General features: G+C 63.0%; 17 protein-coding genes and 1 pseudogene. 5 read left to right on the top strand and 13 right to left on the bottom strand.

Translation table 11 applies throughout. The features are described 5' to 3' along the window. Position 1: 1 nt before the first annotated feature. The 4 genes from EWH12_RS12065 to EWH12_RS12050 form a co-directional block, all read right to left on the bottom strand. Positions 2-457 carry a hypothetical protein gene (locus EWH12_RS12065; RefSeq protein WP_066606675.1) on the bottom strand — a complete coding sequence of 152 codons (456 nt, stop codon included), beginning with the start codon at positions 455-457 and terminating at the stop codon, positions 2-4. A 39-nt stretch (positions 458-496) separates the two neighbouring features. Then, complete coding sequence (gene sufB / locus EWH12_RS12060; RefSeq protein ID WP_129926744.1) at positions 497-1,996, bottom strand: Fe-S cluster assembly protein SufB; 1,500 nt, start codon at positions 1,994-1,996, stop codon at positions 497-499. Then, on the bottom strand, positions 1,993-2,403 hold the full coding sequence (locus EWH12_RS12055) for an RrF2 family transcriptional regulator (RefSeq protein ID WP_066606680.1): 411 nt from the start codon (positions 2,401-2,403) through the stop codon (positions 1,993-1,995). The genes sufB and EWH12_RS12055 overlap by 4 nt, the downstream gene beginning before the upstream one ends. A 212-nt stretch (positions 2,404-2,615) precedes the next feature. Beyond that, entirely contained in the window at positions 2,616-3,557 is a 942-nt protein-coding gene (locus tag EWH12_RS12050; protein WP_066606682.1) for a helix-turn-helix domain-containing protein, read from the bottom strand. A gap of 352 nt (positions 3,558-3,909) precedes the next feature. Here EWH12_RS12050 and EWH12_RS12045 point away from each other — a divergent pair, with 352 nt between their 5' ends. Both EWH12_RS12045 and ggt read left to right on the top strand, forming a co-directional pair. Then, the gene (locus EWH12_RS12045) at positions 3,910-4,965 is read left to right on the top strand and encodes a quinone-dependent dihydroorotate dehydrogenase (protein ID WP_129926743.1); all 1,056 of its coding nucleotides are present in this window, start codon (positions 3,910-3,912) and stop codon (positions 4,963-4,965) included. Positions 4,966-5,288: 323 nt separating this feature from the next. Next, positions 5,289-6,989: a gamma-glutamyltransferase gene (gene ggt / locus EWH12_RS12040; RefSeq protein WP_129926742.1), complete on the top strand. Its 1,701-nt coding sequence runs from the start codon at positions 5,289-5,291 to the stop codon at positions 6,987-6,989. A 121-nt stretch (positions 6,990-7,110) separates the two neighbouring features. Here ggt and EWH12_RS12035 read toward each other — a convergent pair whose 3' ends face one another. From EWH12_RS12035 to EWH12_RS12025, 3 genes are all read right to left on the bottom strand, one after another. After that, on the bottom strand, positions 7,111-7,605 hold the full coding sequence (locus EWH12_RS12035) for a hypothetical protein (RefSeq protein ID WP_129926741.1): 495 nt from the start codon (positions 7,603-7,605) through the stop codon (positions 7,111-7,113). A 58-nt stretch (positions 7,606-7,663) separates the two neighbouring features. Continuing rightward, positions 7,664-8,089 carry a SufE family protein gene (locus EWH12_RS12030; protein ID WP_129926740.1) on the bottom strand — a complete coding sequence of 142 codons (426 nt, stop codon included), beginning with the start codon at positions 8,087-8,089 and terminating at the stop codon, positions 7,664-7,666. 104 nt (positions 8,090-8,193) lie between these two features. After that, positions 8,194-8,730, bottom strand: a complete 537-nt coding sequence (locus EWH12_RS12025; RefSeq protein ID WP_129926739.1) for a hypothetical protein — start codon at positions 8,728-8,730, stop codon at positions 8,194-8,196. Positions 8,731-8,854: 124 nt separating this feature from the next. Between EWH12_RS12025 and EWH12_RS12020 the strand changes: the two genes are divergently transcribed. After that, on the top strand, positions 8,855-9,745 hold the full coding sequence (locus EWH12_RS12020; protein ID WP_242496037.1) for an aldose 1-epimerase family protein: 891 nt from the start codon (positions 8,855-8,857) through the stop codon (positions 9,743-9,745). A gap of 121 nt (positions 9,746-9,866) precedes the next feature. Then, positions 9,867-11,444 (top strand): peptide chain release factor 3, encoded by a 1,578-nt coding sequence (locus EWH12_RS12015; protein WP_129926737.1) that lies wholly within the window; start codon positions 9,867-9,869, stop codon positions 11,442-11,444. Positions 11,445-11,701: 257 nt separating this feature from the next. Here EWH12_RS12015 and EWH12_RS12005 read toward each other — a convergent pair whose 3' ends face one another. The 4 genes and pseudogenes from EWH12_RS12005 to EWH12_RS11995 all read right to left on the bottom strand — a co-directional run bounded on the left by EWH12_RS12005 (position 11,702) and on the right by EWH12_RS11995 (position 14,058). Beyond that, on the bottom strand, positions 11,702-11,989 hold the full coding sequence (locus tag EWH12_RS12005) for a hypothetical protein (RefSeq protein ID WP_129926735.1): 288 nt from the start codon (positions 11,987-11,989) through the stop codon (positions 11,702-11,704). Between the two features lie 26 nt (positions 11,990-12,015). Then, positions 12,016-12,243: pseudogene (locus tag EWH12_RS22990) on the bottom strand (DUF6538 domain-containing protein); the annotation flags it as partial. Between the two features lie 334 nt (positions 12,244-12,577). Further along, positions 12,578-13,831 (bottom strand): type II toxin-antitoxin system HipA family toxin, encoded by a 1,254-nt coding sequence (locus tag EWH12_RS12000; protein ID WP_129926734.1) that lies wholly within the window; start codon positions 13,829-13,831, stop codon positions 12,578-12,580. Continuing rightward, positions 13,828-14,058 (bottom strand): type II toxin-antitoxin system Y4mF family antitoxin, encoded by a 231-nt coding sequence (locus tag EWH12_RS11995; RefSeq protein WP_371262321.1) that lies wholly within the window; start codon positions 14,056-14,058, stop codon positions 13,828-13,830. The genes EWH12_RS12000 and EWH12_RS11995 overlap by 4 nt, the downstream gene beginning before the upstream one ends. A gap of 183 nt (positions 14,059-14,241) precedes the next feature. Between EWH12_RS11995 and EWH12_RS11990 the strand changes: the two genes are divergently transcribed. Beyond that, positions 14,242-14,856, top strand: coding sequence for a type IV toxin-antitoxin system AbiEi family antitoxin domain-containing protein (locus EWH12_RS11990; protein ID WP_129926733.1), 615 nt, complete (start codon positions 14,242-14,244; stop codon positions 14,854-14,856). On the opposite strand, the gene EWH12_RS11985 is transcribed toward EWH12_RS11990, so the two are convergent. Both EWH12_RS11985 and EWH12_RS22475 read right to left on the bottom strand, forming a co-directional pair. Next, the gene (locus EWH12_RS11985; protein WP_129926732.1) at positions 14,853-15,089 is read right to left on the bottom strand and encodes a helix-turn-helix domain-containing protein; all 237 of its coding nucleotides are present in this window, start codon (positions 15,087-15,089) and stop codon (positions 14,853-14,855) included. The two genes, EWH12_RS11990 and EWH12_RS11985, sit on opposite strands and share 4 nt — an antisense overlap. Beyond that, the coding region (locus tag EWH12_RS22475; protein WP_207212397.1) for a DUF2274 domain-containing protein at positions 15,086-15,284 on the bottom strand (199 nt) is incomplete at its 5' end. The genes EWH12_RS11985 and EWH12_RS22475, both read right to left, overlap by 4 nt.

The following is a 15,284-nucleotide window of genomic DNA, read 5'->3' as shown; positions in this document are numbered from 1 at the left end:
ATTATCCCTCATGCGCCCGCTGAAGCGTCCGCGCGGTCCAGAACGCCATGTCCCGCACGTCGCCCGGCGCGGGGAACAGCGTGTCGATATGGCGCTTGATCGGCATATAGGGCCACCAGTCGGCCTCGCCCTCCGGCGGTCCCTTTTCCAGCAGCGCGACGACGAACTCGCTCACCGGCCCCATGCGGGCCAGGTTGGGCGCCTTCGCCTTGTGGAACGCCTTGTCCTTGCGCAGCTTCTCGGTCATCGCCGCGTCGGCTTTTTGCAGGGTATCGCGGCTGGTCGCCTCATAGGCGTCCAAATCGCCGAAATCGGCGCGGGCGCGCGTCTCCAGCTCGCCTTCTTCCAGCTCATAATCCTCGGTCAGGATACGGATCGCGGCGGTCCACGCCTGGCCATTGCCAACATCCTCCGCAAAATCCGCCAGGGCATCCTGAATATCGTCTTCGTCGCTCAATTTTTCTTCCTTGGTCCTGTTATGGAGCCGCGCCTGGCGTCAACCCACCGATCCTTCCAGCGAAATCCCCAGCAGCTTCTGCGCCTCGACCGCAAATTCCATCGGCAATTGCTGCAACACTTCCCGCGCGAACCCGTTCACGATCAAACTCACCGCGCTTTCCGCATCCAGCCCGCGCTGCATCGCGTAGAACAATTGGTCGTCGCTAATCTTCGACGTCGTCGCCTCATGCTCGATCTGCGCGCTGGGGTTGCGCACCTCGATATAGGGCACGGTGTGCGCGCCGCACTGGTCTCCCAGCAGCAGCGAATCGCACTGGGTGAAGTTGCGCACGCCCTCCGCCCCCGGCGCCACGCGCACCAGCCCGCGATAAGTATTGTTGCTGCGCCCGGCCGAAATCCCCTTCGACACGATGGTCGATCGCGACCCCTTGCCATTGTGGATCATCTTGGTGCCGGTATCGGCCTGTTGCAGATTGTTGGTCAGCGCGACCGAATAAAACTCCCCGACGCTATTCTCGCCGTTCAGCACGCAGGACGGATATTTCCAGGTGATCGCGGACCCGGTTTCCACCTGCGTCCAGCTTACCTTGCTGTTCTTGCCCTGACACAAAGCGCGCTTGGTCACGAAATTATAGATGCCGCCCTTGCCGTCCGCGTCGCCGGGATACCAGTTCTGGACGGTCGAATATTTGATCTCCGCATCGTCCAGCGCGACCAGTTCCACCACGGCGGCGTGCAACTGGTTCTCGTCGCGCATCGGCGCGGTGCAGCCTTCGAGGTAAGAGACATAAGACCCCTCGTCCGCGACGATCAAAGTCCGTTCGAACTGCCCGGTATTCTCCGCATTGATGCGGAAATAGGTGCTGAGTTCCATCGGGCAGCGCACGCCCCTGGGAATGTAGACGAAGGTGCCGTCGGAAAACACCGCGCAGTTGAGCGTCGCGAAATAATTGTCGTGCATCGGCACGATCTTGCCCAGCCACTTCTTCACCAGATCGGGATATTCGCGCACCGCCTCGCTGATTGAGCGGAAGATGACCCCCGCTTCCTCCAACTCCTTGCGGAAGGTCGTCGCGACGCTGACGCTGTCGAACACCGCGTCCACCGCGACCCGACGCGAACCCTTCACGCCTGCCAGCACTTCCTGTTCGGCGATGGGAATGCCCAGCTTCTTGTAGGTCGCCAATATCTCCGGATCGACCTCGTCCAGGCTGTCCAGCTCCACCTTCTTCTTCGGCTCGGCGTAATAATAGGCGTCCTGATAGTCGATCGGCGGGACGTTCAGCTTCGCCCAGTCCGGCGGCGTCATCGTCTTCCACATGGCGAACGCCTTCAACCGCCAGTCGAGCAGCCATTGCGGCTCCTTCTTCTTGGCGGAAATGAAGCGGACCGTATCCTCGTTCAGCCCCTTGGGCGCGAAATCCTGCTCGATGGCCGAAGACCAGCCATGTTCGTAGGTGGAGGCGCGATCCGCGGCCTCCTGCGCTTCCTGGTTGCGGCCAGAATAGCCTTGAACGGTGGTTGCTTGTTCGGTCATGCCATTTCTCTGCTAAGGCTGGCGATCGTCACGCCGGCCAGGGCGGATCGGATCGCTTCATTGGCCACATTCATGTGCGGGCGGATGCGGCAGTCGGTTTCCAGATTGCAGTCATGCGCCCCCAATTCGTTGCAGGCGGTCATGGCGATCGGTCCTTCGACCGCCTCCACCACATCGGCCAGCGTGATCGTCGCGGGCGGGCGCGACAGGCGCACGCCGCCGCCGGTGCCCCGGCTCGATTCGAGCAGCCCGGCCGCCGACAGCCGGCTCACCAGCTTTTGCGCGGTGGGCAGCGGGATGCCGGTTTCGGCCGAAAGCGTGGTCGCGTTCATCTTCGCCGCGCCACAATGGCGCGCCGCAGCGGACATCAATACGACCGCATAGTCAGCGAAGCTCGATAATTTCATATCAATTGCGAACCATTCTCAAATCGGATCGAATCCATCCGATTGGCCGCATGTGGCCCCGCGGGCGCGGTTAATCAAGGCATTTTTGCCTGGAAAGGCTTAGAACAACGCGCTTCATATAATCCGTTCGGGTTGAACCTGTCGAGGCATCCTGCTGGTTGCGGCCCTTCGACAGGCTGAGGGCGAATGGATATGGGAGTCGTTCTGATCGCTCAACTCAACCGATTCAGCACCGCCACGTCGCCGCCCAGCGATCGCCGCAGTAGCGTCAGTTGCGCCACCGCCGACGGCTCGGTCTGCAACTGGTGCGGGGTCAGGCCGATGAAATGCTTGATTTCCCGGATGAAGTGCGACTGGTCGTAAAAGCCGCCCTCCTCGCACAATTGCTGCCAGCTTTCCCCGTCCAGCGCGATCCGCGCCGAACAGCGCAGCGCCCGATATTTGCGCGCCAGCAATTTGGGCGGCGCGCCATAATATTTATTGGCCAGGCGGGCGAGTTGGCGCGGCGACAGGCCGGTCGTCTCCGCCAGTATTTCAATCCGCGGCGACCCTTCGTCCATCAGCCAGGCGTCGATCGCCGCCAGTAATTCCCAGGTCGCCGGGCGCAATGGCCGCGTCAGCCGCCCCAGTTCTGCCCAGCACAGCGCCGCCATGGCGTCGGCATCCTCGCCCAGCCCGCGCAACCCGTCCAGCAACCGGGCATAGGCGTCGCCCCGTTCGGCGGCCAAGTCGCACAACCGGTCCGCCAACTCGCTGGCGTCGCCGCCATATAGCGCCAGCCAGCCGGCGGGCAGCAGCGAAATGCCCATCACCCGCGCCGGCCGGTCCAGTTCGAACCGGGTCGCCCCCATGGTCGGCCCCAGCAGGCAGACGTCGGGCGTCGCCATCACCGTCCCGTCCTGGAAATGATAGTCGCCGCCACCCTCCAGCATCAGCCGCAACTGCGGCACATCGGCGCGGGTGACGTCGGCATAGCGATCAGCCGACACGGTGAAATAATAAAGCGATCCGAAATAGGCGCGCAGATGCGCGGGCGGCGCGAAATAGCGCAGCCGGACAGGCCCCTGTGCGGCATCGACCGTGTAGGACAGCGGCCCGCGGTCATCCGGCAACGCGACTGCGCGCGCCACATTATCGCTGTGATGCGACCCCATGTTTTCACCCCTGCCGATCACTATGCGCCAACGCAGGCGCAGCGCAAGCGGCCGCTTGAAATATGGTAAAGTTTTTCGGCACCTAGCTTTGAAATGCGCCAAAAAAATGACCCGGCGGTTTGCACCGCCGGGTCAGTAAAAGGTCTCATTGGCCATAGGCCAGAGAGCCTTCGGGTCGCAAGGCGGCTTTACGCCCGAATCGAAGCAACTTTATTGGATGAAACGGACATTTTTGGCGCGCAAACGGTTCCATTCATGACGTTTCTTGTCATGAAATAACCTTGTCGCCGCGCTGTTGCCGCATGGCCACAGTGACTCGACGGGCCGATGGTCCGCTGGCATAGGCTTGGCGATGTCCTATCGCCTGATCCGCCCGCTGCTCTTCGCCCTGGATGCCGAGCGCGCCCACCATCTCTCGATCGCCGCCTTGCGCCTAATGCCGACCACCGCGCCGCTTGGCGTCGATCCAATGCTGGAATCGGTGGTGGCGGGAATCCGCTTCCCCAACCCCATCGGCCTCGCCGCGGGCTATGACAAGGACGGCCGGATCGCGCATAAAATGCATGGCCTGGGCTTCGGCTTCGCCGAACTGGGCACGCTGACCCCGCTGGCCCAGCCGGGCAATCCCCAGCCGCGCCTGTTCCGCTTGGTCGAGGACCGCGCCGTCATCAACCGCTTCGGCTTCAACAATGGCGGTCAGGGCGCGGCCGCGGACCGGATCGCCCGCTACCGCCAGCCCGTAAATAGCGGCGGCCCGGTGATCGGCATCAATATCGGCGCGAACAAGGATGCGACGGCGGCCGGGCGCGGCATCGCGGACTATGTGACCGGCGTCACCTGCATGGCCCCGCTGGCCGACTATCTCACCGTCAACATCTCCTCCCCCAACACGCCCGGCCTGCGCGCACTGCAGGGCCGCGCCGCGCTGGACGATCTGCTCTCTGCGGTGATGGCGGCGCGCGGCGCGGGAACGACGCCTATTTTCCTGAAGGTCGCGCCCGATCTGGAACCGGCCGACGTGGAGGATATCGCCGCGGCCTGCATCGACCATTGCGTCGACGCGCTGATCGTGTCCAACACCACTCTGTCGCGCCCGGCGCTGCGCTCGCCCCATGCGGGCGAAACGGGCGGCCTGTCCGGCGCGCCGTTGACCGACCTGTCGCTGGCGCGGCTTCGGGATTTCCGGCGCCTGGCCGGCAACCGGCTGCCGCTGATCGGCGTCGGCGGCATCGCCAATGCGACCCAAGCCTATGCCCGCATCCGCGCCGGCGCGTCGCTGGTCCAACTTTACAGCGCGCTGGTCTATGAAGGGCCGTATCTGGCCAGGCGGATCAACGCGGGGCTGAAGGCGCTGATGGCACGGGATGGCGTGAAGACGATCGCCGAATTGGTGGGCGTGGACGTCTGATATAGTGCGGCATCAATGGGTAGGCTTACCGCCATTCCGCTTTGCGCGAGGCTTCAAGCGGAAGGCGACGTAAAAATCCCGTCACCCCAGAAGGCTGGGGTCTTGTGAGGGGGGGACGCGGCGCTTCGGCTTGGCGCTTACCCAACCGCATCGCATCGTCGCCTGAGACCCCAGCCTTCGCTGGGGTGCGGTGTGGGTCATCCGCTTGCCGGTTATGCGACTGGTCTGCTGAGCGCCCGCTTCTGCCCAACCCAACGCCCTGCCATGCCCAAAAACCGCCACAAAGGGTTGCGGCGCGCAACCTTATGGCTAGGGTGACGGCCATGCTTCCCCGCCTTTCGCGCCTGCTGGCCCCGCTCGCCCTCCTTGCCCTCATCCCCGCACCTGCCGCCGCGCGCGCGCCGGTGTCGACCAACGCCACCGTGTCCGCCGCCGATCCCCGCGCGGCGCAGGCCGGACAGGAGATATTGCGCCAAGGCGGAAGCGCCACCGACGCCGCGATAGCGATGATGCTGACGCTCAACGTCGTGGAACCGCACAATAGCGGCATCGGCGGCGGCGGTTTCCTGATGCATCATGACGGCGCGACCGGCCTGCTCGAATCGATCGACGGCCGCGAAACCGCCCCCGCCGCCGCGCGGCCGGACCGCTTCATGGGCGCAGACGGCAAGCCCCTCCCCTTCATGCAGGCTTGGCCGGGCGGCTATTCCGCCGGCGTGCCGGGCAATCTGCGCATGGCGTGGGACGTGCATAAAAAATGGGGCAAGCTGCCCTGGGCCGACCTGTTCGCCCCCGCGATCCGCTATGCCGAAGATGGCTTCGACCTGGGCGAACGCACCGCCACCGCCCTGCGCGCCACCCAGAATATCTGGGCCGACTTCCCCGAAATCCAGAAGCTCTTCTGGGTGAATGGCGCCCCGCCCCCGGTGGGCGCCACACTCAAGAACCCGCCGCTCGCCGCCCTGTTCAAACGCATCGCCGCGGAAGGCCCGGACGCCTTCTATACCGGCCAAAACGCCCGCCTCATCAGCGCCGCCGTCACCAACGCCCCCAAGAATCCGGCGCCGCTCACGGAGGCCGACCTCGCGACCTACAAGGCGAAACCCCGCAAGCCCGTCTGCGGCCCCTACCGCGCCTATACCGTCTGCGGCATGGGACCGGCCTCGGCCGGCGGCGTCACCGTGTTGGAAATTCTCGGCATGGTGGAACGCTTCCCGCTGGCGCAATGGGGCAAGGATGACCCGCGTAGCTGGCACGTCATCGGCGAAGCGATGCAACTCGCCTATGCCGATCGGGAAACCTGGCTGGGCGACCCAGACTTCGTATCCGTCCCGGTCAGCGGCATGATCGACCCCGCCTATCTCAGGCGGCGCTCCTCTCTGATCCGCCTCAATAAGGCGCTGGGTGCCTACAAGCCCGGCACCCCGCCCGGCGCGCAGCCGCGCACCGCCTCGTTGCCCCAGCCCGAAAGCGGCACCAGCCATTTCGTCGCGATCGACCGCAATGGCGACATCGCCGCCTGGACCTCCACCATCGAAAGTTTCTTCGGCAGCCAACTGATCGCAAACGGCGTCATCCTCAACAATGAACTGACCGATTTCAGCTTCACCCCTGAAAAGGATGGCAAGCCTGTCGCCAACCGGGTGGAACCAGGCAAGCGCCCTCTCTCCTCTATGTCGCCCACCATCGTCTATGACGCCGGTGGCACGCCCATCTTCACCGTCGGCGCGGCGGGCGGCAAGACCATCATTATGCAGGTCGCCAAGGCGCTGATCGCCCATTTCGACTGGGGCCTCTCGGCGCAGGACTCGATCGCCCATGGCCTGCTCTTCTTCAACGGCGACGGACTGGTTCTGGAACAGGGCACGTCGCTCGAAGCCATGAAGGCGCCACTGGAGAAACTGGGCCACCGCGTCAGCGTCAACCGCATGGGCCTCAAGGCCAATGCCGCCGAGCGTCTGCCTGACGGCCACTGGCAGGGCGCCGCCGACCCGCGCAGTCCAGGCGTGTCGTTGCAGGAGTAATCCCGACAAACCCGTTCGTGCTGAGTAGGGCTGAGCTTGTCGAAGTCCGGTATCGAAGCATCCTTCGATACGCCATTTCGATTTCGCCCAATGGCTACTCAGCACGAACGGAGCATGAAGATCACCCGTTCAAATCCAGCCCCGCCAGATTAAAGTCGAACGGCGCGGTCTGTGCCTTCCCGTCCACCACCAGGTCGACCTTCATGCTCTTGGCGTCCTTGATCGCATCATAAGCCCCCTGCGACGGCGCGATCGCGATGCCGTCGTCATTGGTCGCCATCCGCCCTTTCCATTCGTGGCGCTTGCCGTCGTCAGTGGTGGCCGTGATCCGGCAGTCCGACAGGTCGCAGGTAAAGGGCGCACCGACCAGCTTGACCGTCACGTCCGCGCCGCCCTCCTTGAGCGGCTGAACCAGCAGGACCGAAAATGTGTCGGGTGCGGTCATCGTCTGCACACTGTTGGCGCTGCCGATATAGGCGACCTTGGGCTTGCCACTCTCACCGTCCTCATATTTCCATACCTGGCCGATCTGCTCGCGCTGGGTCAGCTCCTTGGGCGTGTTGTCGCTACAGGCCGCCAGCGTGGCCACAGCTGCAATCATCACAATGGCGCGCATCGCCGTTTTCCTTCCATACAGTTACGGAAGGACAATGTTTCAACCCGCCGGGAGTTTCCTATGCGGCGTAACGCGCCGCCGTGTCGCGGATCAGGGCGATCATGTTGGGAATACCCTGGGTCCGGTTGGAACTGAGCTGGTTCTTGAGGTCGAACGGCGCCAGTGCGCCCTCGATATCGGACGCGCTGATGTCGCCGGGCGCGCGATCCTGAACGGTCAGCAGCACCAGCGCAATAATCCCCTTGGTAATCGCGGCATTGCTGTCCGCCAGGAAATGTAGCCGACCATCATCCAGGACCGTAGGATAGACCCACACCGCCGCCGAACAGCCCCGCACCAAAGTCGCGTCGGTCTTGAGCGCATCGGGCATGTCCTCCAGCCCGCGCCCCAGATCGATCAGCAACCGATAACGGTCGTCCACATCGAGAAATTCATATTCTTCCTGAAGATCGGCGAGATTGGGCTGGTCGGTCATGCCCGCCATATAGGGGCAAATGGTAAAAGCGGAACCCGCTTTGCATCATGGCGCAACCTGTTCCCGCGCAGGCGGGGACAGGCATCCTCTATCTTATCTGTCCACCGCACCCGTCAGTTCGTGACCTTGCATCCCTTGGCCGCCGCATAGCCGCGCAGATAGCCGCGCCGCGCGACGCCCGCCGTCACCGCGGCCTGCAACCGCCGCTCGGCCGGGGCGGCGCCGCTGATCTCGCGCACCAGCCCGCGGAAGGGGATGAGCGAATTGACGATCGTCTTGCCGACCGCCTCGGCGATCTTGCCGGTGCGATTCTCGTTCGCCTTCGCGCCGATGGTAAAATCCTCGCCCAGCACGGCGTTGAGTTCGGCCAGAGAGGCTTTCAGCCCCTTGCAGGTCCGCGAAGGCGGCGCAGCATAGGGATTGTCCACCGCCTTGAGCAAAACGGGCGGAATCTCGTCCTTGTCCAACCCAATGTCGCGCGCCGGTTGCGTCGCGATGGTACCGGCCTTGTCCAGCGTCCCGTCACGGCGCTTTTCCGGCTCCTGCTTGGTCTGATCCGGCTTGGTCTGATCCGGCTTGGGTGCCTCCTGAGCCAGCGCCGCACCCGGCAGCATCAACATCAGGGCAATGGCGGTCGTCGTAAATTGCATGATAGTCCTCCCGGCCCATCAAACCAGCGACGGACAGGTCGGTTCCGGGCCGAAACGATTGTGGCGCAAGACAAGGCGCACCCCCCGCGCTATGCGGCACGCTCCATCCCGCAGGAGATATGTCTTGTCCCGATCCGACGCGCGCCTCACCATCGCCTCGTCCACCCTGTCCGCCGCCATCGATCCGATCGGCGCGGAACTCTGGTCTTTGCAGGACGCTGCCGGGCGCGAGATGATGACAAACGCCGATCCTCGCTGGTGGACCGGCCATGCGCCGCTGCTCTTCCCCTTCGTCGGCCGGTCGCGCGGAGACGTCTATCGACTGGACGGCCAGGACTATCCCATGCCCCAGCACGGCTTCGCCCGCCGCAGCGTCTTCCTGCCCATCGAACAGGACGATAATCACCTGCTGCTGCGGCTGGAGGCGGACCATGAGACGCGCGCCGTCTATCCCTTCGACTTCCGCCTCGACATGGCCTTCGCGTGCGAAGGCGCAACCCTGCGCATGACCGCCACCGTCACCAACCGGAGCGAAACGGCCATGCCCTTCAGCTTCGGCTATCATCCCGCCTTCGCCTGGCCGCTTCCCTATGGCGGCACAGTCGAGGATCATCGCATCCTCTTCGAAGCGCCCGAACCCGCCCCGATCCGCAAGGTCGGCAGCGAACCCGGCCTGATCGCCCGCGAACCCTTCCCCTCCCCGGTGGACGGCGACACGCTCGTCCCCACCTACGCCCTGTTCGACGGCGACGCCCTGATCTGGGACGATCTCGCCAGCCGCTCGCTGACCTGGGGTGTGCCGGGCCAACCGCATCTGAAGATCGATTTCCCCGACACCCCCTGGCTCGGACTCTGGCAAAAGCCCGGCGCGCATTATCTGTGCGTCGAGCCCTGGGCCGGCATGGCCGATCTGGTGGGCTTTACCGGCGACGTCTGGGACAAGCAGGGCATCATGGCGCTGCTGCCGGGCGACCACCGATCCTTCCGCATGGACGTGACGCTGGTGGACGTGTAACGGGCGCCTTCAAAAGATTCCGTTCGGGCTGAGCCTGTCGAAGCCCTGTCCTTTTCTCCGAAGAAAAGTGCAGCCCTTCGACAAGCTCAGGGCGAACGGATGTTTTCAAGAGCCGTTGACCATGACCATCCCATCCCGCCGCACCTTCGCGATCATTTCCCACCCCGACGCGGGCAAGACCACGCTGACCGAAAAGCTGCTGCTGGAAGGCGGCGCGATCCACCTCGCCGGTGAGGTCAAGGCGCGCGGACAAAACCGCCGCGCCAGATCCGACTGGATGAAGATCGAGCAGCAGCGCGGCATTAGCGTCACCTCCTCGGTCATGACGTTCGAACGGACCCGCGATGGGGAGACGATCACCTTCAACCTGCTCGACACGCCGGGCCATGAAGATTTCAGCGAAGACACCTATCGCACCCTGACCGCCGTCGATTCCGCCGTCATGGTGATCGACGCGGCCAAGGGGATCGAGCCGCAAACCCGCAAGCTGTTCGAAGTCTGCCGCCTGCGCAACGTCCCCATCATCACCTTCGTCAACAAGGTCGATCGCGAAGGCCGCGAAACCTTCGGCCTGCTGGACGAGGTCGCCGACCAGTTGCAGCTCGACGTGTGCCCGATGAGCTGGCCCGCCGGCATGGGCGGCGAGTTCGAAGGTATCTACGACTTCGCCACCAACCGCCTGATGCAGCCCACCGGCCCGTCCAAAGAATTTGACGGCACCCGACACCAGTTCACCGGCCTGGACGACCCGAAACTGGCCGATTTCCTCACCCCCCATGCGCTGGAAAAACTGCGCGAGGAAGCCGAACTGGCGCAGGGCGGCTATGCCCATTTCGATCTCGACCGCTATCGCGCAGGCGACCTGACCCCGGTCTATTTCGGGTCGGCGCTCAAATTGTTCGGCGTCACCGAACTGATCGACGCGCTCGGCCAGCACGCCCCGCCGCCCCGCGCCCAGCCCGCCGAACCGGCCGCGATCGAGCCGGAAAACAGCGAAGTCACCGGCTTCATCTTCAAGGTGCAGGCCAATATGGACCCGATGCACCGCGACCGCATCGCCTTCATGCGCCTCGTCTCCGGCAAGTTCAAACGCGGCATGAAGCTGACGCCCAGCGGATCGGGCAAGCCGCTTGCGGTCCACTCGCCAATCCTCTTCTTCGCGCAGGACCGCGAACTGGCCGACGAGGCGTTCCCCGGCGACATCATCGGCATCCCCAATCATGGCGCGCTGCGCGTGGGCGATACCCTGTCCGAAAAGCCCGGCCTGCGCTTCACCGGCCTGCCCAATTTCGCGCCGGAAATCCTGCGCCGCGTGCAACTCAAAGACCCGACCAAGACCAAGCAGTTGCGCAAGGCGCTGGACGACCTGTCCGAAGAGGGCGTGATCCAGGTCTTCTATCCCGAAATCGGCAGCAACTGGATCGTCGGCGTCGTCGGTCAGCTCCAGCTCGAAGTGCTGATCTCACGCCTGGAGGCCGAATATAAGGTCGCCGCAGGCCTTGAACAGTCGCCCTTCGACACCGCCCGCTGGATCAGCGGCGACGATGCGGCGATCAAGGAACTGGTCGGCCATAATGTCAGCAACATGGCCAAGGACCGCGACGGCGCCCTCGTCTTCATGGCCCGCAGCGCCTGGGACATCGGCTACCAGCAGGAACGCCACCCCAAGGTGAAATTCAGCGCGACCAAGGAACGGTAATCAGCAGCGTGCTCCCGCGAACTGGAGGCCGCCTTTGTCGTAACAGGCGAGGGCCTTCGAGGCGGGCCTTAAAACGGCATCCAAAATTCCCATGAGCGCAGCATGTCCCGTGGCGTGGATTTCGCCGCGCTTGCGAGCCCGGTCGGCGGCTTGGCGTGCGGTGAGTTTCGGGAAGCGCTTGACGGCATTGCGCGGCATGAACCGTAGCATATCGATATAGTCGCGACAGTGAGCGCGCGCGTGTGCATCGGAGCATCCTATACAATCACCGACATAGCGAGCTTACGGCTTGTCTCATATGATTCGCGCGTTCGCGCCGACCGTGCCTGTGTCGGATCGGCGAGATAACGCTCATAGGCATCGCCAAAGGTCAGGCTGGAAGGCTGGACGGGAGGTGTCGTCACCTCCTGTTCGATAGGGGCTGCTTCACGGATCGTCGGCCGCCTTGCCACCGCATCGTTAAGTGACGGTTCGAAAAGCGTCTGATCATGAGGGAGGCCCGCCATCCAACGACTGTGCTCGATCTCAGCGTCGATCCGCGCCATCGCCACCGGCGACCGGCGCAGGCGACTTTGAGACTATCCGTCCGAAGCGAACGCCATATCTGCGTGCGACCGATCAGGTCGCGAGCATCACGCGGAACGCGGCGACGATAGTAGAGCTGTGTGCCGCGCAGACACAGCCCGGCAGGCGTATTGTGTGGCAGATTTGTGTAACAGCCACTTCGACGATCACTGGCGGTTTTCCGAGGGTTTCGGGACGATTGCCGCGCAGATTGTGTAGCAAAAGTGTGTAGCAAATGCGCGTCGGAGGTCGTCTGACCTACGATCTCCTCGCATTTCGAACGATATTGGGGAACTGGTGCCAGAAGAGGACTCGAAAACGCAATATTTATCTCTATAATTCAGTATCTTACTGTGGACGCCATCGATCTATACCATAATCGATACCCTGGGACTTTTTGCTTCGGAGGTTCGAGTCCCTCGGCGCATGTTCAAGCGCGAAATTGAGTCCGTCAGCGGCGTGATTCGCTCCAGGCGTTGATCGGCACGAAAACCTAATTTCCGCGCAGCACGATAACCTAAAATCCGAACGTCCCAGACAACTCGACCCAAGCCCAGGGGCCGGCCGGGTCATCCCGCCTTGATGAGCAAGCGCCTGGCCCGATCGGCAATCAGATCGGCAAACCTGGCAAAGTTCTCACTGCCTGGCAGCCTCTGTTTCAGGCTGCTGTCGGGCGCGTCCAATTGCGCCAAGGTCGCTTCGCACAACTGCCGTATGCGACGCCGGAGATAAGGGGCACCAATATTGACGTCCTCCGCGAACTGATCCCAGTGGCGCGACTCGATCTCTTCCAGCGTTGCCTTCTTCGCAATTTTCATCGCCAGCTTGGGCGACAGATCGCGATAGGCGACCGTGGAAAGTAGGTCATAGAGCGGCGCAAGCCGGATTGCCCCATCGATGTACAGCAGGCTGAAATTCTTAGCGTGCGCATCGGCATTGCCGATGATCAGATTGAAGATGGCCGCATCCGCCAGCTTCAATATGTCGCGCGCGGGGCGGGTGGCGGCCTGGCGTAGCAGGGCGAAGCTGTCCTTGAACGTAGGACCGCCTTCGCTGGCATATTTGCGCTGTGACGGGACGCCCAACGCCTGGGCAAAATCCTCCTGATGAAGGCGAACCAATCGGCCGTCGGCGTCCCGAGTTCGGTCGTAACGCTCGATCAGCAGGAAGGGTTGATCCCGGACCCTCCGCATGGTGACCGACGCCACGTCCAGCCCGATCTCTCGGGCCAAGGTCATGCAGTAACATTCGTTCTCGGTCGTCTGCTCGAACCGCGCGATCGGTGGCTTGAGAATATGGCTGGTGGGCTGCCCCGGTGCCGGGAGCGCGATATGATCGTCGATCAGCAGGACGGGCAGCTTGGACTGCGCGCCCGCCAGGGATAGGCGCAGGCCGCCTTCACCGGCGAGCATGGGTCTCATCGGCAGATGCTGCAGTAATTTCAGCAAATGCTCATCATCAAGAATGTCAGGCGCTCCGCTCGCAGGTGCTGATGGAAGCTGACCTTCCGGCAACAGCATCAGTGCGCCGGCGACTTCGCCGCCGAGATGCTCCAGCAACTGGAATTCATTTCCGGCCGAAATGCCTAATGCCCTGGCGATCGCGCTACGCTGCCCCTCTTCCGGCAGGATACCGCCGAAGAAGGAATGACATACCCGTCTGCCAAACGGCTCCACCTGCTTTGGCAACGAGAAAGACAGCGCTGGCGCGTCGGCCTCTTCGAGCCATTCGGATGCGTAGCTGAACCCCATGTCGCCATAGTCGTTGAGGTGCAGGAATCCGGCGACCTTACCGCCCCACCATATGGAAAGCTGCTTGCTCATTTGATGCGTGCCGGCGTTGCAATGGAAACATCGCAGCCGAGGGTCGCAAGAACCTGCAATGCCTTGCCCAATTGCAGCGTCGGCTTGCCTGCCTCCAGATCGACGATGAAGCGCACTCCGACACCGCAGGCTGCGGCGAGCTCTTGCTGCCGCAACCCTTGCGCCTTGCGTTCTTCCCGAACGATCCTGCCAAGTGCGTTGCTATCCATATTCCCGAGCGGGAACATAAATCATCCGACCCGCCTAAACAAGGCGATTATTCCCGATCGGGAAATTATCTGATGACCGGATCTTCGAAGGGCTGAATTATTCCCGATCGGGAATTTCCTAGCAACTCTACGAAATCAGCTCGGAAAATGCCACGTGACAAAACCTATGACGTAATTTATTATAATCCGAGGATTTGTCACATGACCACTAACCCCGCAAGCCAGCGTGATTGCCTGACCAGCCTACTGCAACGCAGTGTTCTTCTGCGTGCTCGAGAGCTTCGCAACGCCGGGATAGCCTCGGAAACGATTGCACGCGCGGTGAAGGCCGGCGAGATCGAGCGTGTAGCGCGTGGACTCTACCAGCACCCGGACGCACCGATTGATGCCGCGCGCACACTCGCGGAGACCGCGAAGAAAATCCCGAAGGGCGTGATCGCCATGGTTTCGGCGCTCGCATTCCACGAACTCACCGACCAGATGCCGCGCAGAGTGTGGCTTGCGATCGGCCGCGGAGACTGGTCACCCGTCGCTTTCTATCCTCCCACGCGGATTATCCGGCTCAGCGAGAAATATCTCCATCAAGGCGTCGAACATCACATGATCTCGGGCGTCAGCGTCCCGGTCTACTCGGTTCCGAAAACGCTCGCCGATCTGTTTCGAAACTCCAGGCTGGTCGAACGCTCCATTGCGGTGGAGGGGCTGCGCGCGGCCCTTGCCCAGCGAAGAGCGACCCCGGGCGTGATCGCGCAAGCGGCCATCGCCGGCGGCGCATGGCGTATCATGCGGCCTTATCTCGAAGCTCTCACCTGCTAGCGCTCGACCAATCGCTTGATGCATCGGTAGGGGATGAACGTGGATCGCCCGATCTTGACAGTTTCGATCTCGCCGGATTGGATAAGCTCATAGAGGGTCGAACGGCCGATACCCGTCAACTTGACCGCCGTCTTGATCCGCACGGTGAGCGGTTCCATCGGCAGTGCATCCTGCTCGGCTATCGCCTCGAGCGCTTGCTTCCGACGCTCGCTGTCGCTCAGCCCGCGGGTCATGATCTAATCCGCGAACGCGCGAACCCGCGATCGCTTTCGAGAAAAGCCGTCAGCATCGCGGGGATGAGTTCGGCAATATATCCTGACAGTCCAGCGAAAAATGGCGGTTGGAAGGTGAAAACCATCGGTGCCTCCAGCACTGCCCAAAAACCCCATGGCTCCCCCGAGGCGGGGGTGGGCGGCGAGAACGACCGG

This window comes from Sphingobium cupriresistens, from assembly GCF_004152865.1.
Taxonomy (GTDB): domain Bacteria; phylum Pseudomonadota; class Alphaproteobacteria; order Sphingomonadales; family Sphingomonadaceae; genus Sphingobium; species Sphingobium cupriresistens.
Note: the sequence above shows the minus strand (reverse complement) of the source record. Positions and strands in the feature narration are given on the sequence as shown.